General features: G+C 67.2%; 18 protein-coding genes and 1 pseudogene. 17 read left to right on the top strand and 2 right to left on the bottom strand.

Annotated features, from left to right (window positions below; genetic code table 11):
• Positions 1 to 28 precede the first annotated feature (28 nt).
• The 11 genes from ftsH to ASG92_RS19415 all read left to right on the top strand — a co-directional run bounded on the left by ftsH (position 29) and on the right by ASG92_RS19415 (position 10,774).
• On the top strand, positions 29 to 2,095 hold the full coding sequence (ftsH, locus tag ASG92_RS19465) for an ATP-dependent zinc metalloprotease FtsH (RefSeq protein ID WP_056631976.1): 2,067 nt from the start codon (positions 29 to 31) through the stop codon (positions 2,093 to 2,095).
• Positions 2,096 to 2,105: 10 nt separating this feature from the next.
• Entirely contained in the window at positions 2,106 to 2,744 is a 639-nt protein-coding gene (gene folE / locus ASG92_RS19460; RefSeq protein ID WP_056631974.1) for a GTP cyclohydrolase I FolE, read from the top strand.
• A 10-nt stretch (positions 2,745 to 2,754) separates the two neighbouring features.
• Entirely contained in the window at positions 2,755 to 3,672 is a 918-nt protein-coding gene (folP, locus tag ASG92_RS19455; RefSeq protein ID WP_056631971.1) for a dihydropteroate synthase, read from the top strand.
• A 13-nt stretch (positions 3,673 to 3,685) separates the two neighbouring features.
• The gene (gene folB, locus ASG92_RS19450; protein WP_056631968.1) at positions 3,686 to 4,045 is read left to right on the top strand and encodes a dihydroneopterin aldolase; all 360 of its coding nucleotides are present in this window, start codon (positions 3,686 to 3,688) and stop codon (positions 4,043 to 4,045) included.
• Positions 4,042 to 4,578, top strand: a complete 537-nt coding sequence (folK, locus tag ASG92_RS19445) for a 2-amino-4-hydroxy-6-hydroxymethyldihydropteridine diphosphokinase (protein WP_056631965.1) — start codon at positions 4,042 to 4,044, stop codon at positions 4,576 to 4,578. Before folB ends, folK begins: the two co-directional genes overlap by 4 nt.
• A 4-nt stretch (positions 4,579 to 4,582) precedes the next feature.
• A complete protein-coding gene (locus tag ASG92_RS19440) occupies positions 4,583 to 5,134 on the top strand; it encodes a DUF3180 domain-containing protein (protein WP_056631962.1) in 552 nt (183 codons plus the stop codon).
• Positions 5,115 to 5,627, top strand: a complete 513-nt coding sequence (locus tag ASG92_RS19435; RefSeq protein ID WP_056631959.1) for a PH domain-containing protein — start codon at positions 5,115 to 5,117, stop codon at positions 5,625 to 5,627. The genes ASG92_RS19440 and ASG92_RS19435 overlap by 20 nt, the downstream gene beginning before the upstream one ends.
• Before the next feature lie 14 nt (positions 5,628 to 5,641).
• Complete coding sequence (locus ASG92_RS19430) at positions 5,642 to 7,279, top strand: PH domain-containing protein (RefSeq protein WP_082579622.1); 1,638 nt, start codon at positions 5,642 to 5,644, stop codon at positions 7,277 to 7,279.
• Positions 7,272 to 8,180, top strand: a complete 909-nt coding sequence (locus ASG92_RS19425) for a DUF2520 domain-containing protein (RefSeq protein ID WP_056631953.1) — start codon at positions 7,272 to 7,274, stop codon at positions 8,178 to 8,180. Before ASG92_RS19430 ends, ASG92_RS19425 begins: the two co-directional genes overlap by 8 nt.
• A gap of 1 nt (position 8,181) precedes the next feature.
• Positions 8,182 to 9,111 (top strand): pantoate--beta-alanine ligase, encoded by a 930-nt coding sequence (locus tag ASG92_RS19420; protein ID WP_056631951.1) that lies wholly within the window; start codon positions 8,182 to 8,184, stop codon positions 9,109 to 9,111.
• Positions 9,112 to 9,250: 139 nt separating this feature from the next.
• Positions 9,251 to 10,774 carry an MDR family MFS transporter gene (locus ASG92_RS19415; RefSeq protein WP_056631948.1) on the top strand — a complete coding sequence of 508 codons (1,524 nt, stop codon included), beginning with the start codon at positions 9,251 to 9,253 and terminating at the stop codon, positions 10,772 to 10,774.
• A 131-nt stretch (positions 10,775 to 10,905) separates the two neighbouring features.
• Here the strand turns inward: ASG92_RS19415 and ASG92_RS19410 are convergent, their stop codons facing one another.
• Both ASG92_RS19410 and ASG92_RS19405 read right to left on the bottom strand, forming a co-directional pair.
• On the bottom strand, positions 10,906 to 11,742 hold the full coding sequence (locus ASG92_RS19410; protein WP_056631945.1) for an alpha/beta hydrolase: 837 nt from the start codon (positions 11,740 to 11,742) through the stop codon (positions 10,906 to 10,908).
• A gap of 109 nt (positions 11,743 to 11,851) precedes the next feature.
• Positions 11,852 to 12,751 (bottom strand): alpha/beta hydrolase, encoded by a 900-nt coding sequence (locus ASG92_RS19405; protein WP_056631943.1) that lies wholly within the window; start codon positions 12,749 to 12,751, stop codon positions 11,852 to 11,854.
• 97 nt (positions 12,752 to 12,848) lie between these two features.
• Between ASG92_RS19405 and lysS the strand changes: the two genes are divergently transcribed.
• The 6 genes and pseudogenes from lysS (at position 12,849) to ASG92_RS19375 (ending at position 21,657) form a co-directional block, all read left to right on the top strand.
• A complete protein-coding gene (gene lysS / locus ASG92_RS19400) occupies positions 12,849 to 14,387 on the top strand; it encodes a lysine--tRNA ligase (RefSeq protein WP_056631941.1) in 1,539 nt (512 codons plus the stop codon).
• Between the two features lie 2 nt (positions 14,388 to 14,389).
• The gene (locus ASG92_RS19395) at positions 14,390 to 14,665 is read left to right on the top strand and encodes a hypothetical protein (RefSeq protein WP_056631938.1); all 276 of its coding nucleotides are present in this window, start codon (positions 14,390 to 14,392) and stop codon (positions 14,663 to 14,665) included.
• 136 nt (positions 14,666 to 14,801) lie between these two features.
• Positions 14,802 to 15,128 carry an Lsr2 family protein gene (locus ASG92_RS19390; protein ID WP_056631935.1) on the top strand — a complete coding sequence of 109 codons (327 nt, stop codon included), beginning with the start codon at positions 14,802 to 14,804 and terminating at the stop codon, positions 15,126 to 15,128.
• A gap of 431 nt (positions 15,129 to 15,559) precedes the next feature.
• Positions 15,560 to 18,021 (top strand): annotated as a pseudogene (locus tag ASG92_RS19385) (ATP-dependent Clp protease ATP-binding subunit).
• 515 nt (positions 18,022 to 18,536) lie between these two features.
• Entirely contained in the window at positions 18,537 to 20,660 is a 2,124-nt protein-coding gene (locus ASG92_RS19380; RefSeq protein ID WP_157372281.1) for a prolyl oligopeptidase family serine peptidase, read from the top strand.
• A 487-nt stretch (positions 20,661 to 21,147) separates the two neighbouring features.
• A complete protein-coding gene (locus tag ASG92_RS19375; RefSeq protein WP_056631928.1) occupies positions 21,148 to 21,657 on the top strand; it encodes an amino-acid N-acetyltransferase in 510 nt (169 codons plus the stop codon).
• Positions 21,658 to 22,087 lie beyond the last annotated feature (430 nt).

Raw genomic sequence — 22,087 nt, 5'->3', positions numbered from 1 at the left:
AGGAGGGACGGGGCCAGCCCCCGAACAGATGAAAGCTAAGAGTTTCTTCAAAGGCCCGGGCATCTGGATCATTGTTGTGGTCGGCATGCTCCTGCTGGCCTTTGCAACGTTGGCTCCGGGCGGTGCGACACGGATCGACACCCAGCCGGGCCTTGAGCTTCTTGCCCAGAGCGGCAAGGTGGAACAGGCCAAGATCTTCGACGGCGAAAACCGCGTGGACCTGGTCCTGAAGGACAACCTGGTCATCGACGGCCAGGACAAGGGCAAGAATGTCCAGTTCTTCTTCGTCAACGACCGCGGCCCGGACGTGGTCAAAGCCGTTACCGACTCGAACCCCTCCAAGGGCTACACGGACCAGCCGGTGGAGAGCAATTGGCTGTCTGGCCTGTTCTCGCTGCTGATCCCGGTGCTGCTGCTCGGAGTCCTGTTCTGGTTCCTGCTGTCACGCATGCAGGGCGGCGGCTCGAAGGTCATGCAGTTCGGCAAGTCCAAGGCCAAGATGGTCAACAAGGACATGCCGCAGGTGACCTTCGTGGACGTCGCGGGTGCCGACGAAGCCGTGGAGGAGCTCCAGGAGATCAAGGAGTTCCTTGCAGAACCTGCCAAGTTCCAGGCTGTGGGCGCGAAGATCCCCAAGGGCGTGCTGCTGTACGGTCCTCCGGGCACCGGCAAGACCCTGCTGGCCCGGGCCGTCGCAGGCGAGGCCGGCGTGCCGTTCTTCTCCATCTCGGGATCGGACTTCGTTGAAATGTTCGTCGGCGTTGGCGCTTCCCGCGTCCGCGATCTCTTCGAGCAGGCCAAGTCCAACGCACCCGCCATCATCTTCGTGGACGAGATCGACGCCGTCGGCCGCCACCGCGGTGCGGGCATCGGCGGCGGCAACGACGAACGCGAGCAGACCCTCAACCAGCTGCTGGTTGAAATGGACGGCTTCGACGTCAAGACCAACGTCATCCTCATCGCCGCCACCAACCGGCCCGACGTCCTGGACCCGGCGCTGCTCCGCCCGGGCCGCTTCGACCGGCAGATTTCCGTTGAAGCGCCGGACCTCGTGGGCCGCGTCCAGATCCTTGAGGTGCACTCCAAGGGCAAGCCCATGGCGCCGGACGTGGACCTCAAGGCAGTGGGCAAGAAAACACCCGGTTACACAGGTGCGGACCTGGCCAACGTGCTGAATGAGGCGGCCCTGCTGACCGCCCGCTCCAACGCCAACCTGATCGATGACCGTGCGCTGGACGAGGCCATTGACCGCGTCATGGCCGGGCCGCAGAAGCGCAGCCGGGTCATGAAGGAACACGAGCGCAAGATCACGGCCTACCACGAAGGCGGCCACGCGCTGGTTGCCGCGGCCCTGCGTAACTCGGCACCGGTCACCAAGATCACCATCCTGCCCCGCGGGCGCGCACTGGGCTACACCATGGTTGTGCCGGAGACCGACAAGTACTCCATCACCCGCAACGAGCTGCTCGACCAGATGGCCTACGCCATGGGCGGCCGTGTTGCCGAGGAGATCGTCTTCCACGATCCGTCCACCGGCGCCTCGAACGACATCGAGAAGGCCACGGCCACGGCCCGCCAGATGGTCACGCAGTATGGCATGAGCGAGCGTGTGGGCGCGGTCCGGCTGGGCCAGGGCGGCGGCGAGCCGTTCCTCGGCCGGGACGCCAGCCACGAGCGCAACTACTCGGACCAGATCGCCTACATCGTGGATGAGGAAGTCCGCCGCCTGATCGACCAGGCCCATGACGAGGCCTACGCCATCCTCACGGAAAACCGCGACGTGCTGGACCAGCTGGCGCTGGAACTGCTCGAACGGGAGACCCTGAACCAGGCCGAAATCGCGCACGTCTTCCGCGACATCCGCAAGCGCGACTTCCGCGAAGTGTGGCTGTCCAAGGAGACCCGGCCCGTCCAGACGGCCGGCCCGGTGGAGTCCCGGCTGGAGAAGGCCGAACGCGAGGCCCAGGAAGAAGCGAAGGAAGCCCGGCTGGAAGAGCCGCTGGACGCGCTGCCGCCGCATTCCCAAGGTGTTTCGGAGGACGCCTCCTTCCAAAGCGGAGTCACGGAGGCCGGTCCAGACGGCCACCACGGCTAAGCTCTTTGGTGTGACTCACTTCGACGACGACGACCATTCCGCCTCCGCCGATCACTCAGCGGAGGGCGGATCCGGCCGGCACCACAAGGTGGACAGGCCGCGGATTGAAGCGGCGGTGCGGGAAATCCTGCTGGCCATCGGCGAGGATCCGGACCGCGGCGGCCTGCATGACACCCCGCGGCGCGTGGCCAAGGCTTATGCCGAGGTCTTTGCCGGCCTGCACCAGGATCCGGGAAGCGTCCTTTCCACCACCTTCGACCTCGACCACGAGGAACTGGTGCTGGTGAAGGACATCCCGTTCTACTCCACCTGCGAACACCACCTGGTTCCGTTCCACGGGGTGGCGCATGTGGGCTACATCCCCTCCCACGAGGGCAAGGTCACGGGACTGAGCAAACTTGCACGGCTGGTGGATATTTTCGCCCGCCGGCCGCAGGTGCAGGAGCGCCTCACCACTCAGATCGTCGAGGCACTGGTCACGCACCTCAAGCCGCGCGGAGCCATCGTGGTCGTGGAATGCGAACACATGTGCATGTCCATGCGCGGCATCCGCAAGCCCGGGGCCAAAACCGTCACAAGCGCGGTCCGCGGGCAACTTCATGACCCGGCCACCCGTGCCGAAGCCATGAGCCTCATACTCGGAAGGTAATAAACAGACTATGGATTCCCTAGCTGCAGCACCTGGAACCGGACCCGCTACATCACCCCTGCCCGTCCTGCGCAAACCGCGGCCGGCAGCCAAATTCGAAGACCTGCCCACCGGCCGCACGCTGGTGATGGGCATCCTGAACGTCACCCCGGACTCGTTCAGCGACGGCGGCAAGCACCCGACGCCGGACACCGCCATCGCCGCCGGCCTGCGGATGTTTTACGCGGGAGCCGACATCATCGACGTCGGCGGTGAATCCACGCGCCCGGGCGCGGAGGAAGTCAGCCCCGACGAGGAGCAGCGGCGGGTCCTGCCGGTCATTGAGGCCCTGGTCAAGGCCGGTGCGCTGGTCAGCATCGACACCACCCACGTCTCCACGGCGGAAGCCGCCCTGGACGCCGGCGCCGCGATCATCAACGACATCTCCGGTCTCAGCATCGAACCGGGAATGGCCGAGCTCGTGGCCGCGCGCAAGGCACCGTATGTCCTGACGCACCGCCGCGGCGACGCCAAGACCATGACCTCCCTGACGGAGTATGACGACGTCGCGAACGACGTCGTCTCCGAGCTCAGCGGCGTCCGGGACAAGCTCTACGCAGCAGGCGTGCTGCCCGAGCAGATCATCATTGACCCGGGCATCGGCTTCTCCAAGACGGACGAGCAGAACTGGGAGCTCCTCGGAAACCTCGGGCGGCTCGAGGCGATGGGGCACAAGGTCCTCGTGGGCGCTTCCCGCAAGCGTTTCCTCGGCACGCTCCTCACGGTGTCCGGCAAGGCCGCGCTCCCGGAGGAGCGCGACGCCGCCACCGCCGCCATCACGGCTATCAGCGCAGCCCGCGGAGCGTGGGCTGTCCGCGTGCACGACGTCGGATCCAGCCTGGACGCCGTCAAGGTCGCGGCCCGCATGGCCCCCAGTCCCGGCCACTGAGCAGGCAGGCACGATGGACAGGATCTCACTGAGCGGTGTCACGGCCACGGGCTACCACGGGGTGTTCGACTTTGAACGCCGCGAGGGCCAGCCGTTTGTTGTTGACGCCGTGCTGCACCTGGATTTCAGCCAGGCCGCGGCGTCGGACGATGTCCGGGACACTGCCCACTATGGCGAGGTGGCAGGACGGATCACGGACTGGATCACCGGTGAGCCCCTGAACCTGATTGAGGCCCTGGCAGTGCGCATGGCCGAGGGCCTGCTCAAGGAATTCAAGATCGAAGCCGTGGAGATCACGGTGCACAAGCCAAAAGCCCCAATCGAGGTTCCCTTCGGGGACGTCGCCGTCAGTGTCTACCGGGAGCGCCCATGAACACCCAGTACACGCGGGCGGTGCTCGCCCTGGGCAGCAACCTCGGAGAACGGAACGACACGCTGACCGAAGCCGTGGCGGACCTCGTCGACCGGCCGGAGGTGCGGCTGCTCGCGGTGTCGCCGGTGGTGCAGACCAAAGCCGTGGGCGGCCCGGCCGGCCAGCCGGACTTCCTCAACATGGTTATTTCCGTGGAAACGTCCCTCGAGCCGCTGGAGCTCCTTAAGCACTGCCAGGCGGTGGAGAACAAGCACCTCAGGGTCCGCGAGGTGCACTGGGGCCCGCGGACGCTCGACGTCGACATCATCGTGTACGGCGACCTGCAAAGCTCCGATCCCGTGCTCACGGTTCCGCATCCCCGCGCGGCGGAGCGGGCGTTCGTGCTCTACCCGTGGTCCGTGATCGAACCTTCGGCCACCCTGAATGGTGTGCGCGTCGGCGAGCTGGCGGCCAAGGCCGCCGACTTCCCTGACCTCACCCCGTTCGACGGCTTCGGGGACTTCAACGGAGTGCCCACAGCGGGGGCGGTGTAAGGACGTGAAGCCCATGAACCCGCTCCTGCTTGCCGTGGTCGGACTGGCCGTGGCCGTTGCGGGCTGGTCCGCGACCGTCCTGACCAGCCGCTACGGCATGGCCACTCCGGTGCTGCCGGTCACCGCCCTCGTCACGATGGGCGTTATCGTCGCCCTCACCCTGGTCCTGGGCATCAGGGTCCTGCGCTGGCGCAACAGCACCAAAAAGAGCAACGGCACCAAGAAGAGGGCCCCGCTCAATCCGATCCTCGCCGCGAGGACCCTTGTGCTCGCGCAGGCCTGCGCGTACGCGGGATCCGTCCTGCTGGGCTGGCACGCCGGAATTTTCGTGGACCAGCTGCGGGTCTGGAGCCTGCGCAGCACCCAGGACATCACCTGGGTTGCCTTCGCCATGGCGGGCGGAGGCCTGGTCATGGTGGTGGTGGGACTCGTCGTCGAACGCTTCTGCAAGATCCCGCCCGAGGACGGCGACACCGATTCGGCGCAGGGCCTGCCCGGCCAGGGCCACCGCGGCAAGGCAAAAGGGGAAGGCGAGTATGCATACCGCGGCGATTGATCCGCCGGGGATCACGTGGCTGCGCGTTTCCCCCAAATACGTCACGGTCCGCCTGGCCGAATGGGCCTTTGGAAACCTCATCGTGGTTGCCCTGCTGAGCCTGCCCCTGCTCCTCATCCTGCTCGGCTGGTGGACGTGGCCGCCCCTCTGGCTCGCCGTCGCCGTGCCCGCGTTCATGCTGGTGCTCGCGCTGTGGCGCCTGGTCGTGATTCCGCGCCAGGTGCGCGCCATCGGTTATGCGGAGCGTGACGACGACCTCCTGATCCGCGGCGGCATCTTCTTTCAGCGCGTCATGGTGGTCCCGTACGGACGCATGCAGTACGTGGACATCAGCGTCGGGCCGGTGGAACGGTGGCTGGGGCTGTGCACGCTGACGCTGCACACGGCGTCAGCCTCAACCAACGCCTCGATCCCCGGGCTTCCCGCCGAGGAAGGCGCACGCCTGCGCGAACAGCTCTCAGCGCGCGGTGAAGCCAGGCTGGCCGGGCTGTGACCGCCGGCGGTCCCATGGCTGTTCCCGGCGAAAAGTACGACGGCGAGTGGCTGCGGGTGCATCCGGCCTCGCCGTTCGTGCGGGGCTGGGTGGCGCTGGCTGCTATCGGGTACTTCTTCGGGCGGGACACCTTCGAGAGGATGCTCCAGGGCGAGCCGCTCGTGGACGGCCAGATTGCCGGCCGGGCCCCGTGGCTCCTGGCCGGCGGGGCCCTGGTCCTGGTGCTGGCGGTTCTCGGGTTCATCCTGTCCTGGTATTTCACCCGGTACCAGGTGGCGGAAGGCTATGTCCGCGTCAACACGGGCTTCCTGTTCAAGCAGCAGCGGCAGGCCCGGCTCGACAGGGTCCAGGCGATCGACATCGTCCAGCCCCTGCTGGCGAGGATCTTTGGACTCGCGGAACTGAAATTCGAGGTGGCGGACGCCGGCGAGTCAGCGGTCAGGCTCGCGTACCTGCGGATGGACGATGCCCGGCAGCTGCGGGCCACCATCCTGGCCCGCGCATCGGGTGTTGAACCCGATCCCGGGCGTCCTGAAGCCGCCGCGCCGGAGGCGCCGGAGCAGCAGGTCCTGCAGGTCCCGCCGTCGCGCCTGATCGGTTCCCTGCTGCTCAGCGAGCAGAGCGTCTTCGTGGTGCTGGGCGCTGTGACGTCCGTGGTGCTGTCCGCGGTCACCGAGAACAGAGGCTTCTTCCTGTACCTGATCCCGGCGGCGCTCGGCCTGATCGCCGCCTACTGGAGCTCCTTCCACAAGGGCTACAACTTCACCGCGGCAATTTCCCCGGACGGCATCCGGCTCCGGTACGGGCTCCTGGACACTCAGGCGCAGACCCTTCCGCCGGGCAGGATCCAGGCGCTGAGGGTGGTGCAGCCGCCGCTGTGGCGGATCTTCGGCTGGTACCGGATGCAGGTCAACGTCGCCGGGTACGGGGCCGCCGGCAACAACGGCGAGGCAGGATCCCGCACCACCCTGCTGCCGGTCGGGAAGATCGGTGACGTCCTGAACATGCTGGCCCTGGTCCTGCCGGATCCCGGCACCGCCGAGCCCCTGCGGGTTTTCCGGTGCGGGCTGAACGGCCTCGATTCCGACGGCGGCTTTGTCACCACGCCGCGCCGGGCCCGCCTCCTGGCGCCCCTCGGCTGGCGGCGCAACGGCTTCGCCGCGACAGACACCGCCCTGCTGATGCGATCGGGACGCTGGTGGCGCCAACTCGTGGTGGTGCCGCACCAGCGCACCCAGTCGATGGCGCTGCACCAGGGGCCGCTGGCGCGGAGGTTTAGGCTGGCCGACCTCGTGCTCCACACCACGGCCGGTCCGGTGACCCCGCGGGTCATCCAGGCGGACGTTGTGGAGGCCCTGGCCCTCTTCGACGCCCAGGCAGCCCGCGCCCGCGCCGCCCGCAAACGGCAGACCAGCGAACACTGGCTCGCGCAGGTGGCCCCGCTGGTTGAGCCCGCACCGCCGGTTGAGCCTGCCCCGCTGGTTGAGCCTGTCGAAACCGGAGATCTCGCTCCCCACCAGCCCCCTAAGCTCGCAAGCTCGCCTAGGGAACCCGGCTGGCGTGGCCCCAAGCTCGATCAGCGGTTGCTCGATCAGCGCGCCTCGCCCCGGGCGTCCAATCCACCTCAACAGGAAGGCCCGCAACGTGGCTAAGCCCGGACGCCTCGGCGTCGGAATCATCGGGGCCGGCAAGGTCGGCGCGGTCCTGGGCGCGGCTCTGCGCGCGGCCGAACACGCCGTCGTCGGCGTTTCCGCCGTCTCTGACGCAAGTAGGGAGCGGGCCGAAACGCTGCTCCCCGGAGTCCCGGTGCTCGACGTCCAGGACATCGTGGAGCGCTCGGAACTGGTGCTGCTGGCCGTCCCGGACGACGCCCTGGAAGGGCTCGTGGCGGGGCTGGCCAAACTCGGCGCCTGGCAGCCGGGGCAGCTCGTGGCACACACGTCCGGCCGCTTCGGCGTCGGCGTTCTCCATCCTGTGCGCGCCGCCGGAGCCGTGCCGCTGGCGCTGCATCCGGCCATGACCTTCACCGGCATGAGCCTTGACCTGACCCGGCTCCTGGACTGCACGTTCGGCGTCACGGCGGATGCCGCCATGCTGCCCATCGCCCAGGCCCTTGTGGTGGAGATGGGCGCGGAACCCGTGGTCATCGCCGAGGGCGACCGCGTCATCTACCACGCAGCCCTCGCGCACGGCTCCAACCACCTGGTGACCCTCGTGGCGCAGGCATCGCAGCTGCTCCGCGAAGTGGGCGTGGACGCGCCGGAACGCATGCTCGGCCCGCTGCTGCGGGCCACCTTGGAGAACGCGCTCGCCTCCGGCGAGTCCGCGCTCACCGGACCCGTGGCCCGCGGTGACGCGGGAACCGTGGCCGCTCACGCGCGGGCGCTCCGGGAGCACGACGGCGACATCCTCGAGGCGTACCTGGCCATGGCGCGGGCAACAGCGCGGCGGGCCGAAGGGCGGGGGCTGCTGAAACCGGACCAGCTGGACGGCATCCGCAACGCCCTTGACAGCACAGATGACGACGGCCCCCAGGCCCCGGGAGGACATTGAAATGGGAATCCGACTTGTGACCACCGGAGCGTCGCTCCGTGCCCAGAGCCGCTTGCTCCTGACCCAGAAACGTGGCTCCTCCCAGGGGCTGGTGCCCACCATGGGCGCCCTGCACGAGGGGCACGTGCGGCTGGCGCGGGCCGCCGTCGAACAGAACGACGTGGTGGTGGCGTCCATCTTCGTGAACCCGCTGCAGTTCGGAGAAGCGGCGGACCTGGAGCGCTATCCGCGGACGCTCGAGGCCGACATGGCCCTGCTCGAGGAACAGGGAGTGGACCTGGTGTTCGCCCCGTCGGTGGAGGAAATGTACCCCGGCGGCAGGCCAATGGTCCGGATCACGGCCGGCGCGCTGGGCGATAAATGGGAAGGCGCGTCCCGTCCCGGGCATTTCGACGGCGCCCTTACCGTCGTGGCGAAGCTGCTCCATTTGGGGACCCCCGGCACGGGACTCCCGGGCAACGGTGCGTTCGTCACCGGCGCCGGAGGAGGACTGCCGCGCTACCGGGCCTACTTCGGGCAGAAGGACGCCCAGCAGCTTGCCCTGGTCCGGCGGATGGTGGCTGACCTGAACTTTCCCGTGGAGATCGTCGCCGTGCCCACGGTCCGCTCGGAAGACGGCCTGGCGCTGTCCAGCCGCAACCGCTTCCTCTCGGACGAGGAACGCGAAGCCGCCCTGGTGCTGTCGCGTTCGCTGCGGCTTATTGAAGACCGGGCCAACGCGAACGAGGCCCTCGATGTGGAGTCGGCCCGGGCCCTCATCGAATCCCAGCGGCTGGTCGAACTGGACTACCTCGACGTGGTGGATCCCGGAACGCTGGAACCGCTGGCCGAGAACTGCCGGGAGACTCCGTTCCGCGGCGAAGGACTGGCGATCGTTGCGGCCAAGGTAGGTGCCGTGCGGCTCATCGACAACGTGCCGCTCAGCTCCTAGCCCCACAGCGGGGCACGGCACCTACCTGCCGGCGTAACACTCATGCCCATGTACGGGAATGAGTCCGGCCCTTACACTGTTGGAGTCTGCAGCGGCGGTGTCCGCAAGCCATCACTCCCAACACCCCGAGGGTCTCTCCATGTCTACCGAAGTCACGTCAAATTCCCACGGTGAACCCGTGCGCGAGCCAGACGCCTCGTTGAACCCGCCATCCGGAGCGGTCACCGAAACGAAGCAGGCCGCCCCAGCCCCAACCGGAGGGTTGCCGGCTGACAAGATGTCCCGCGAGGCCGTGACCGTCATCGTCACGCTGCTCGTGGCCACCTTCGTGGTGATCCTCAACGAGACCATCATGAACGTTGCCCTGCAGCGGCTCATGGTGGACCTGGGAGTGGACGCACCCACGGTGCAATGGCTTTCCACCGGCTTCATGCTGACCATGGCGGTGGTGATCCCCACCACCGGTTTCATCCTGCAGCGGCTGTCCACCCGCGCCGTCTTCCTGCTGGCCATGGGCCTCTTCACGGGCGGAACCGCACTGGCTGCCGCCGCGCCCGGCTTCGAAGTCCTCCTGCTGGCGCGAATCGTCCAGGCCGGCGGCACCGCCATCATGCTGCCGCTGCTGATGACCACCATCCTCACCTTGGTGCCGCTGTCGCGCCGCGGGGCAGTCATGGGCAACGTCAGCATCGCCATTTCCGTGGCGCCGGCCATGGGCCCCACGGTTTCTGGCCTGATCCTGGAGCACTTCTCCTGGCGCTTCATGTTTGTCTTCGTCCTGCCCATCGCGCTGGCGGCGCTGGCGATCGGTGCCAGGTTCCTGACCAACGTCGGCGAAACAGAGAAGTCCAGGCTCGACTTCCTGTCCGTGGCGCTGACCATCCCCGCGTTCGGCGGCCTGGTGTACGGCCTCAGCCAGATCGGCGGAAGCCACGGCGGCAATGGCGGACCGAGCACGCTCGCCGTGGCAGCCCTGGTCATCGGCGTCGCCGGACTCGTGGCGTTCGTGCTGCGCCAGCTCCGGCTGCAAAAGTCCGAGGCCCCGCTGCTGGACCTGAGGGCATTCGATTTCCGCATGTTCACGGTGTCCGTGCTGCTCATGGTCGTGGCCATGGTGGCTCTGTTTGGTGCCGTCATCCTGCTTCCGCTGTACTTGCAGGAAATCCGCGGCCTGAAGTCCCTCGAGACGGGGCTGGCGCTGCTGCCCGGCGGCCTCGCCATGGGCCTGCTCGGACCGGTGATCGGCCGGCTGTTCGACAAAGTGGGCCCCTTGCCGCTCACCGTGACGGGATCGTCCCTCATGGTGCTGGCGCTGTGGCAGTTCTCGCTGCTGAATGCAGGCACCCCGGTGTGGTGGATCATCGCCATGCACGTTGGCCTGAGCCTGGGGCTCGCGCTCCTGTTCACGCCGGCCTTCACCACCGGACTGAATCCGCTGCCGCCGCACCTGTACTCGCACGGGTCCGCCATCATGAGCACCCTGCAGCAGGTGGCCGGTGCCGCCGGCACGGCGCTGCTGGTGTCCATCTTCGCCGTGGTCTCGGCAGGATCCGGGCTCGTCGCCGGGATGAATGCCGCTTTCCTGACGGCCACCATCATCGCCGTTGCAGCGGTCGTCCTGTCCGCCATGATGCGAAAGACGTCAGGCACCGCCAGCCACTGAGCGCGAACGGACACTTAAGCCCCTCCCGCTGAGCGCGAACGGACACTTAAGCCCTGATTTTCCGCTGGAAGAGGGCCTCAAGTGTCCGTTCGCGCTGGTTGCGACGGGCTCAACCGGCGGCCGGGGTCAGGTCAGCCGGCGAAGAAGTCGCTGAGTTCCGTGATGAGCTTGTCCGGTGCGCGGTTGACGCCGTCGTGCCCGAAGCCCGGCAGGATGGTGTAGCTGGAGCCGGACAGGACGTCGTGGATCTGGCCGCAGGCCACGCCGAAATAGGCGGGGCTCTTCTCGCCCACAATGATGAGCGTCTCCAGCGGCAGGTCAAGAAAGGGCTCCGCCGGCATGTCGGCGGCAATGATGGCCTTGATCTCACGGACGCCGGTGCGCATCATCTCGCGTTGCTGTTTGCCCACCGAGGTGCCCGCCGTGAGCTTGTTGGCCAGGGTCAGCATGGACAGCGGCATGCGCGACGAGAACGCCCCGCCGGCCTCAATTCCGCGCTGCAAAACGGCAAGGGCGCGGTCGTCGTCTCCGGCCGCCGTCGCGCGTTCATATTCAGTGGTCCAGTCAGCCTTGACGCTGTGGTTGACGGAAACGGCCGGGTCATAGACGGCAAGCCGCTCCACCGGGAGGGTCCTGGCAGCGTGAATCGCCACGGCGCCGCCGAAACTGTGGCCGAAAACGTCGGTGCTGGACGTGTGCTTCATCACGGCAGCGAGGTCGCGGATGTCGACGTCCAGCGTGTAGTCCGCGGGCTGCTCGGACGATTCGCCGCGGCCGCGGCGGTTGAAGGTGTGGACCGGACGGCCCAGTTCGGCGCTGAGCTTCTGGGCGAAGCGGGTGTAGTCGGCAGCCGTCACCATGGAGGCCGTGACGATAACGACGCCGGAACCCGCCGATGCGAGCTCCGCGCCCGTGGTGAACAGCTCAAGTTTGCCGTCGTCGGGTGTGCTGATGATCTCGCGCGTCATGCTCCGAGCCTAGCCGAGGCTGGGCTCCGCTGACAGCCCGGCCCGCCTGCGGCGCCCGTCTGCTTGGTCACTGCAGGCCCGGGCCACTGCGGGCCAGGTGCCTGCATGCTCAGTGGCGCAGTCCGCCGTCGGTGCCGTCCAGGAAGCGCGCCATCCTGATGGCCAGGCGCTTCCCGGGGCGGATGGGGCCCTCGTGCAGCTGGCCCGGGACCACACCGAACTCGATCGCCGCAACGGCGGCGGCGAGCTGGCGCCCCGATTCCGCGAAATATCCGGGGCTCCAGCCACCGCTGAGCATGAGTGTGGGCGTGGACAGTCCCACGAAATCATCCGGGTGCGCGTCGGCGTCGAGCACGGCCCGCATTTCCCTGACGGCTGTCGGCAGCAGCTCCCGCATCTCGGCGCCGAGGTTGGTCCGGGCGGACAGGATGCTCAGCATCCGGAGCGCCCCGAGGGGCAGGTAGGAGACAGGCCCCGCGGTCGCGAGACCCTGCACCAGCAGCGCCCATGCGTGGTTGAGCTGCCCCTCCGTCACAGCGTGCTCCAGCTCCGGACGCCAGCGGGGGTTCAGATTTCCGGACAGCGACACCGCGGCGTCATAGGTTACGAGCCGTCGGGGCGGAATGCTGCGCGCAGCTTCAAGCGCCACGAAGCCGCCGTAGCTGTGGGCCACCACATCCTGCGATCCGGTCGCCCGCATGACTGCCGTGAGGTCGCTGATCTCAGTGGCCAACGAATAGTCGTCCGGCTGCGGCGCGGACCCGGCCCTGCCCCTGCGGTTATAGCAGTGCACCGGCCGGCTCAGGAGGAGGCACAGGTTCCGGGCGAACGGACGGTACAGGGCGTCGGTCACCAGGGTTCCATGAATTACGACGACGCCGGGTGCCGCCGGTGCGGGCCGGTCACCGGCGGCGGCGCTGCGGTCCGCCGTGGTGAGGCCCGCGGGCCGGAAGGAATGCACCTCAAGCTGGCCGCCGTCGTCGTCCGTCTGAACCGTCCACGTCTCCACAGCCCGAGTCTATGCCCCGCCCCTGACAGTAATTCCGGCAGGGCGGCCGGCGCATCGGCGGCCCGAAAGCCGGGCAGGCGAAGTCCCGGTAAACTTGATGATTGTGACTTCCCAAAACACCCCCGCCCCCAAGAATGCCCCAGAGCCGGTCGACGCCAGCGAACAGATGCGCATCCGCATGGAAAAGCGCGCCAAGCTGATTGAACGCGGGGCCGAGGCATATCCGGTGGGTGTTGAACGCACGCATTCACTCGGCGAGATCCGTGAAAAGTACGCGCACCTGGAAGCCGACGACACCACCGGGGACGTTGTCGGAATCACCGGGCGTGTGGTGTTTGTCCGGAACACCGGCAAGCTCTGCTTCGCCACGCTGCAGGAAGGCGGCGTCGACGGCAAGGGCACCCGGCTGCAGGCCATGCTCAGCCTGGCCAACGTCGGCGAAGAGGCGCTCGCGGACTGGAAGGCCCTGGTGGACCTGGGCGACCACGTCTTCATCAAGGGCGAGGTCATCTCCTCCCGCCGCGGCGAGCTCTCCGTCATGGCGGATTCCTGGTCCATGGCGTCCAAGGCGCTGCGTCCGCTGCCGGTGCTGCACGCGGGGCTGAACGAGGAAACCCGCGTCCGCCAGCGCTACGTGGACCTGATGGTCCGCGATGAGGCACGCGAGATGGTCTACACCCGGGCCGCCATCACCCGGTCAATCCGTGAAAGCCTGTACCGCCACAACTACGTGGAGGTGGAGACCCCCATTCTCCAGCTGGTCCACGGCGGCGCCCTGGCGCGCCCGTTTGAAACGCACATGAACGCGTTCGACCAGAAGATGACCCTCCGGATCGCCACCGAGCTCTACCTCAAGCGCGCGGTGGTGGGCGGGATCGACCGCGTCTACGACATGGGCCGCGTGTTCCGCAACGAGGGCGTGGACTCAACCCACAGCCCTGAGTTCACCACCCTCGAATGCTACGAGGCCTGGGCTGACCAGTTCGTCATGGCAGACCGCATCAAGGAGATCATCCTCGACGCCGCGGACGCCGTGGGCGCCGGACGTACGCTGCAGACCGAAGCCGGCGAGATCAACCTCGACGGCGACTGGGCCTGGCTGTCCGTGTACCCCGGCCTTTCCGAGGCTGTGGGCCAGGAGATCACCCCGGACACCCCGCTGGAGGAACTGCGCGCGGTGGCGGCGAAGCACGACGTCAAGATGGACCCGAAGTGGGACGCCGAGAAGCTGGCCGTGGAACTCTTCGGCGAGATCGTGGAGCCCACTCTGCTGAACCCCACCTTCGTATACGACTACCCGCCGTCGGCCCAGCCGCTGGCCCGCCCGCACCGTGAGGACGGGCGCCTGATCGAGGCCTGGGACCTCATCATCGGCGGCATGGAGCGCGGCACCGCCTTCTCCGAGCTCATCGACCCCGTCATCCAGCGGGAGCGGCTCACCGAGCAGTCCCGGCACGCGGCCGCGGGCGACGTCGAGGCCATGCAGCTGGACGAGGACTTCCTCCGTGCCCTCGAGTACGGGGCGCCGCCCATGGGCGGCATCGGCCTCGGCATCGACCGCCTCGTGATGCTCTTCACCGGCGCCGGCATCCGCGAAACCATCCTCTTCCCGCTCCTTAAGCCCGAAGGGCACTGAGCATGGATTACGTAGCCGTCCTGCTGCCGTCGCTGGTGGTCGGCCTGCTCTTCTGGTTTGCCATGAAGTCGATCTTCAATGCGGACAAGGCCGAGCGTCAGGCCGAGGCCCGGGCGCAGGCCGAAGCCGACGCGCGGGCGGCTGCCGACGGGCAGGGCGGTCCGGGTGGACCGGCGGCTGCAGACGGGCCTGCGGCAAGCCCGGACAGCGCAGCCGGCCCTCGGCCAGGCCAGGGTCCGGACGCGCCTTCCGCGCCGCCGGCTGAATCAGACAAATAACAGGCAACATTCTTTCCGGGGGTTTCCCACAGGGAACCCTTGCGCGTTTTGACGCGTTGCCTTAATGCGGGAGATACTTAAATAGTTACATCCTGCTTTTCTGGATTCAGGACCCTTTCCAAAAGAGAGAATTTTCATGGCACAGAAAGTCAATATCGTCCTCGTGGACGATCTGGATGGGGGATCGGCGGACGAAACTGTCCGCTTTGGGCTGGATGGTGTGAGTTACGAAATTGACTTGTCATCCGCCAATGCTTCAGAACTGCGGTCCTCGCTGGAACGCTTTGTTTCCGCCGGCCGCAAAACGTCCACCGGCCGCCCTGCCCGCACCAGGGCATCAGTTGGACGCAGCCAGGACTCGGCGCAGATACGGCAGTGGGCGCGGGACCACGGTTACACGGTTAATAGCCGCGGCCGCATCCAGGCTGAAATTCAGGAAGCCTATCAAAAGGCAAATTCCTAGGCTGCTGGGACTCTGAGCATAAGGACGGCGCCCCCGGTGTTTACCGGGGGCGCCGTCGTTTAAGCATGAGGTTCTTTCCCGCCGCCTTAATCAGCAGGCATCCCCTCTTGGTGGAATCAACTGCCGGGCGCGGAGTAATCGGTCAGCTCGTGAATGCCGGCTCTTCGGCGGCGGCCATATCCGTAAAATGTTACGGAGCCATCAACCGTTATTCCGGACCGGTATTGCGGCTGAGCGGCATGCAATGCACGGGCAGGCCGCGCGGAGCAGGGAGGGCATCTGAGGAAGCGTCTTGGGCGCCGCGCGGCCGGTTCCGGCAGTCGGCCGCGAAGGTGGCGCAAGCGTCACGGTTTCCCCTGTGGCGAACAAGCTCCCCAAGTCTGGATCTCCCACGTAGCATCAAAGTACGTCGTAGCTAGGAGTGTGGCGAAATGTTTGAGCGATTTACGGACCGTGCCCGTCGCGTAGTTGTGCTTGCCCAAGAAGAGGCACGCATGCTGAACCACAATTACATTACGAGGGTGAGGGTGTTGCCGCCAAAGCTCTTGAGTCCTTGAGCATTTCGCTCGACGGCGTCCGCGAGCAGGTACAGGAGATCATCGGCCAGGGCCAGCAGGCGCCCTCCGGCCACATCCCCTTCACCCCGCGTGCAAAGAAGGTGCTGGAGCTGTCGCTGCGCGAGGCCCTGCAGCTCGGCCACAACTACATCGGCACGGAGCACATCCTGCTGGGACTCATCCGCGAGGGTGAAGGCGTTGCGGCTCAGGTGCTGGTCAAGCTCGGTGCGGACCTCAACCGCGTCCGCCAGCAGGTCATTCAGCTGCTTTCCGGCTACCAGGGCAAGGAAGCCACCGGCGCAGGCGTCGGCCCCGGACAGGCTGAAGGCACGCCTGCCGGTTCGGTTGTCCTGGACCAGTTCGGCCGCAACCTGACGCAGGCTGCGCGCGAGAACAAGCTGGACCCAGTCATCGGGCGCGAGCAGGAAATGGAACGCGTCATGCAGGTCCTTTCCCGCCGCACCAAGAACAACCCGGTGCTGATCGGCGAGCCCGGCGTCGGCAAGACCGCCGTCGTCGAAGGCCTTGCCCAGGCGATCGTCCGCGGCGATGTGCCGGAGACCATCAAGGACAAGCAGCTGTACACGCTGGACCTCGGGTCCCTCGTGGCCGGCTCCCGCTACCGCGGTGACTTCGAAGAGCGCCTCAAGAAGGTCCTCAAGGAGATCCGCACCCGCGGCGACATCATCCTCTTCATCGATGAAATCCACACCCTCGTGGGTGCCGGTGCCGCCGAAGGCGCCATCGATGCGGCCTCGATCCTGAAGCCCATGCTGGCCCGCGGTGAGCTGCAGACCATTGGTGCCACCACGCTGGATGAGTACCGCAAGCACATCGAGAAGGACGCCGCGCTGGAGCGCCGTTTCCAGCCCATCCAGGTCAAGGAGCCTTCGGTTGCGCACGCGATCGAGATCCTCAAGGGGCTGCGCGACCGCTACGAGGCACACCACCGGGTCACCATTACCGACGGCGCCCTCGCCTCGGCAGCGAACCTCTCCGAACGCTACATCTCGGACCGCTTCCTGCCGGACAAGGCGATCGACCTCATCGACGAAGCCGGTGCCCGGCTCCGCATCCGCCGCATGACCGCTCCGCCGGAGCTCAAGGAGATGGACGAACGCATCTCTGTGCTGAAGATGGAGAAGGAGTCCGCGATTGACGCGCAGGACTTCGAGGGTGCCGCCGCGCTGCGTGACAAGGAGCAGAAGCTCATCACGGAGCGCTCGGAGAAGGAACGCCACTGGAAGACCGGCGGGATGGACGACATCTCCGAGGTGGACGAGGACCTGATTGCCGAAGTCCTGGCCAACTCCACGGGCATCCCGGTGTTCAAGCTGACCGAGGAAGAGTCCTCGCGGCTGCTGAAGATGGAAGACGAGCTGCACAAGCGCGTCGTCGGCCAGAACGAGGCCATCAAGGCCCTGTCCCAGGCCATCCGTCGGACCCGGGCAGGCCTGAAGGACCCGAAGCGCCCCGGTGGCTCGTTCATCTTCGCCGGCCCCACCGGCGTCGGCAAGACCGAGCTCGCCAAGGCCCTCGCCGAATTCCTGTTCGGTGACGAAGACGCCCTGATCACCCTGGACATGTCCGAGTACTCGGAGAAGCACACGGTGTCGCGGCTCTTCGGTGCCCCTCCGGGCTACGTCGGCTACGAAGAGGGCGGTCAGCTGACCGAGAAGGTCCGCCGCCGTCCGTTCTCCGTGGTCCTGTTCGACGAAGTGGAAAAGGCCCACGCGGACCTCTTCAACTCGCTGCTCCAGATCCTGGAAGACGGCCGCCTGACCGACTCCCAGGGCCGGGTGGTGGACTTCAAGAACACCGTGATCATCATGACCACGAACCTCGGTACCCGGGACATCTCCAAGAGCGTGGCCACCGGCTTCCAGTCCGGCACGGACACCCAGACCGGCTACAACCGGATGCGGGCCCGGGTCACGGAAGAGCTCAAGCAGCACTTCCGCCCCGAGTTCCTGAACCGTGTTGACGACGTCGTGGTGTTCCCGCAGCTGACGCAGGACGAGATCATCGAGATCGTGGACCTGTTCGTGACGCGCCTCGAGAAGCGCCTCAAGGACAAGGACATGGGCATCGAGCTGACCAAGGCGGCCAAGGTCCTCCTGGCCACCCGCGGTTACGATCCCGCCATGGGCGCCCGGCCGCTGCGCCGCACCATCCAGCGCGAGATCGAGGACCAGCTCTCCGAGAAGATCCTCTTCGGCGAGCTGCACTCGGGCGACATCGTGGTGGTGGATGTGGACGGCGAAGGAGACGACGCCAAGTTCACCTTCGCCGGCAACGCCAAGCCGCGCATTCCGGAAATCGCCCCGAGCGCCTAGGCTCGAGCCGCACTCCAGCACCAAGGAAGCCCCGCCCGCCCCGAAAGGGAGCAGGCGGGGCTTCTGTGTTGCTCCCGACTCCGTCCGTACGTCGCCTCGAGGGCGGCGCTCCGGCTCTAACTCGCTCCACCCCGCACTACCGGCCCTGGCCCGCTTAACCGACCTTGGCCCGCTTAACCGGCCCCGGGCACGGCCGCTCGTGCGGGGTACGGCCGCTCGTGCGGGGTACGGCCGGTCGTGGCGGTGCCGTAGCGCCCTTCGCCGGTCCGGAGCACCCCGGCCCCCGCAACGCCCCATGCTTGCTCCCATAACCGGCCCTGGCCCGCCTAACCGGCCTTGGGCACGGCCGTTCTTGCGGGGCACGGCCGTTCGTGCGGGGGAGGGCCGGTCTCGCCGCTGCCGGGCACCCCGGTGCCGGAGCGCCCCAGCACCCGCAGCCCGCTGTTCTGAAAGCACCGTTTCACCGCTAGTGAACGTCCCTGTGATCCAGCGCACAGACAGTGTTGAATCGCCACATGGCTTCCGATGACGCAGAGATCCTGCGCGAAAAACCAGCGACCCCCTTCCACGACCTCGACCACTACCTGGCGATCCCGCGCGTCAGTGGCCTGGCCCTCAGCCCCGACGGGCGGCGGCTGGTCACCACGGTCGCCACGCTCAACAGCAAGGGCACGGAGTACGTCACCGCGCTGTGGGAGGTGGATCCCGCGGGGCAGAAGCAGGCCCGCCGCATCACCCGCAGCGCCAAGGGCGAGGCCGGTGCCGTGTTCGCGGCCAACGGCGATGTCTACTTCACCTCGGCCCGCCCCGATCCGGACAACACGGACAGTGACCGTGAACCCGTGACCGCCCTTTGGCTGCTGCCTGCCGACGGCGGGGAGGCCCGGGTGGTGCTGTCGAGGGACGGCGGAGTGGAGAAGGTGATGACGGCGAAGGACGCTGACGCGGCCTTCGTGGTTGCCTCCGTCCTTGCGGGCTCCACGGACGAAGACAGCGACGCTGAGCGACGCAAGAGCCGCAAGGACAACAAGGTGGCGGCCATCCTGCACAGCGAATACCCCGTCCGGTACTGGGACGCGGACCTCGGCCCTGCCCAGCCGCGGCTGTTCGCCGTGGAATCCGGGCCGGAGGGGGAACCCGGCAAGCCCGGCACCGTGGACAGCGCCGCGCCCCTGAAGCTCAGAAACCTCACCCCAACGGCGGGATCCAGGCTCCGTGAGGCGGAGTCCGTCATTAGCCCGGACGGAAAAACCATCTACACGAGCTTCGCCAAGCCCTTGGCCAAGGCGGACCTGCGTTCTGTCCTCGTAGCGGTGGATGTTGCCTCGGGCACGCAGCGCGTCCTCCTCGACCGGGAAGGGATGAGCTACTTCCCGGGGCCCGTAAGCCCTGACGGGCGGTTCCTGGCCGTCGTCAGCGAGAGCGACACCACGCCGCAGGAGGCCCCGCAGGTCAAGCTCCATCTTCTCGATGTTTCCGGTCAGGCCGGTCGTGAGGACCTCACGCCCCTGGCTCACGACTGGGACCGTTGGGCGCACCCCGAGGCCTGGCTCCCGGACGGTTCGGCCCTGCTGGTCACCGCGGACGACGACGGCGCGTCGCCCGTTTTCAGGGTCACTGCTGCGGCAGGAGCCGCCCGGGGGAGCGTCGCCCGGGTGACGCCGGACGCGGCGGCCTACACCGACGTCGTGGTTTCACCGGACGGCGCGAGCGCCTATGCGCTCCGCAGCTCCTACGAGTTTCCCTCGGAGCCCGTGCGGATCGATCTCGCCACCGGGGACGTCACCAGGTTGCCGGCGCCGGCTGAGCGCCCGCGGTTTGAGGGTTCGCTCGAACGGGTGGAGACGACGGCGGCCGACGGCGCGCGCGTTCCCGCCTACCTTGCGCTGCCGGCAGGGGCGTCGGCGGATAGCCCGGCGCCGCTGCTGCTGTGGATCCACGGCGGCCCGCTGGGGTCCTGGAATGTGTGGACCTGGCGCTGGAACCCCTGGCTGCTGACGGCCAAGGGCTACGCCGTCCTGTTGCCGGACCCTGGCCTGTCGACGGGCTACGGCCAGGCGTACATCCAGCGGGGCTGGGGCGGCTGGGGCAAGGAGCCCTACACGGACCTGATGGCCATCACGGACTCGGTGGTGCAGCGGCCGGACATTGACGAAAGCCGGACAGCAGCGATGGGCGGATCTTTCGGCGGGTACATGGCCAACTGGGTCGCCGGGCAGACGGACCGGTTCAAAGCGATCGTGACCCACGCCAGCCTGTGGGCGCTGGACCAGTTCGGACCCACCACGGACGCGTCCCAGTACTGGCTCAAGGAAATGACGGCGGAGATGGCGATGGAGAACTCGCCGCACCTCCACGTGGAGAACATCAGGACGCCCATGCTGGTGATCCACGGGGACAAGGACTACCGGGTGCCCATCGGCGAAGGCCTGCGGCTCTGGTACGAACTGCTCTCCAAATCCCAGCTTGCCGCCGACGAGAATGGCCAGACCAGCCACCGGTTCCTGTTCTACCCCGACGAGAACCACTGGATCCTGCAGCCGCAGCACGCCAAGGTCTGGTACGGCGTGGTGGAGCACTTCCTCGCCCAGAACGTCCTGGGCAAGGAGTTGCCGCTGCCAGCCGAACTCGGTCTCTAAGCCGCCTGCGAGCCCTCCCGTGGTCCCCTCCGGCTCGCCCTCCCGTGGTCACCTCCGCAGCGGCCGGACAGCCATTTGCCGGCGCCTCGCTCGTTCCTCGCTTAGACGGCGCCTACACAAATGCCTGCTCCGGCCGCCGCTCAAGCGCAAGTCGCCAAACGCCGGGCAGGGTAGGCCGGCGGCTGGCCGCGCAATGCGGCCAGGGGCCCAAGCCGCCGTGCGGCAAGAGGCGAAGGAGGCTGAGGCATTTATGTAGCGTGCGTCTAAGCGAGGAACGAGCGAGCACGCGGTAAATGTCGCAGTCTCCGAGCCGGAGGTGAGCGGCCGGCGCCGGCTGGGGGTGCTGCGGCCGCTGCGGAGGTGAGGCGATCGGACGCGGAGGTGAGGGTAGCGGATTTCCTGAGGGGGATCGGTTGCCGGAGGTTGCGGGGGTCGGCGGCTGACGTGCCTGACCGGGCCGGGTGGGTGGCCGCCGTAAGATGGGGCTGTGACTGACGCCTTCACTATTCGCCCCGCCCGCACCAGCGACGTGGCCGCCATCAAGAGACTCGTAGCGCCCCTGGCCGACCAGCGGATCCTGATGGCCAAGGAGACTGTGGCCTACTACGAGAGCCTGCAGGAGTTCCGGATCGCGGAATCGGCCGACGGAGAGGTGATCGGCTGCGGCGCCCTTCACGTTATGTGGGAGGACCTCGCTGAGGTCCGCACGCTTGCCGCCTCGGATGCTTGGCGGGGGAAAGGCGTGGGCCACGTCCTCGTCGAGAGCCTCCTGGAGGAGGCCGCGGCGCTCGGTGTCTCGCGGGTGTTCTGCCTGACGTTCGAGGTGGACTTCTTCAAGCGGCACGGCTTTGAAGTGATGGCCGATCAATCGGCGCTGGACCCGCAGGTGTACTCCGAACTGCTGCGCTCCCATGACGAGGGCGTTGCCGAATTCCTGGATCTTGCCCGCGTCAAGCCGAACACCCTCGGCAACACCCGGATGATCAAGAACCTCTAGGAGTCTTCCCGGCCTCCCTTGCTGGGGCGTGGGCGGTCACCGGAACCCCGGCAGAGACAGCGGACCAAGCAGGGTAGCGGCACCAGCGGCGGCGGCAGCGATCTGCAGCCCCGCGGATCCCTGAATGGGACGCTTCGAGTACATCTATTACCCCGACTCTGCTGACTTATCGGTCCGGTGACCGCCCAACACCTTGATGGTGACAGCGATAGTGCGGAATTCGCGCTGGAAAAGCTCAAGATCTGCTCAAACCTTCCCGCAATCACATCTTTCTTTTTATACATTTGCTGGATAAACTTTCGGGAGGTCGGAAGGGACAGTCATTGGGGGCTGTCCCTTTCGCTGTCCCTCCGCTGTTTCCGCGCATGTTCCAGCGGCTGTTCGCGTGGTTTCCGCATGTGGCCGTAACCAGAGCTACCGAAGGCCGGGT

It is taken from the genome of Arthrobacter sp. Soil736, from assembly GCF_001428005.1.
In the GTDB taxonomy this organism is placed as follows: Bacteria; Actinomycetota; Actinomycetes; order Actinomycetales; family Micrococcaceae; genus Arthrobacter.
This window is presented reverse-complemented; position numbering and strand designations above follow the sequence as displayed.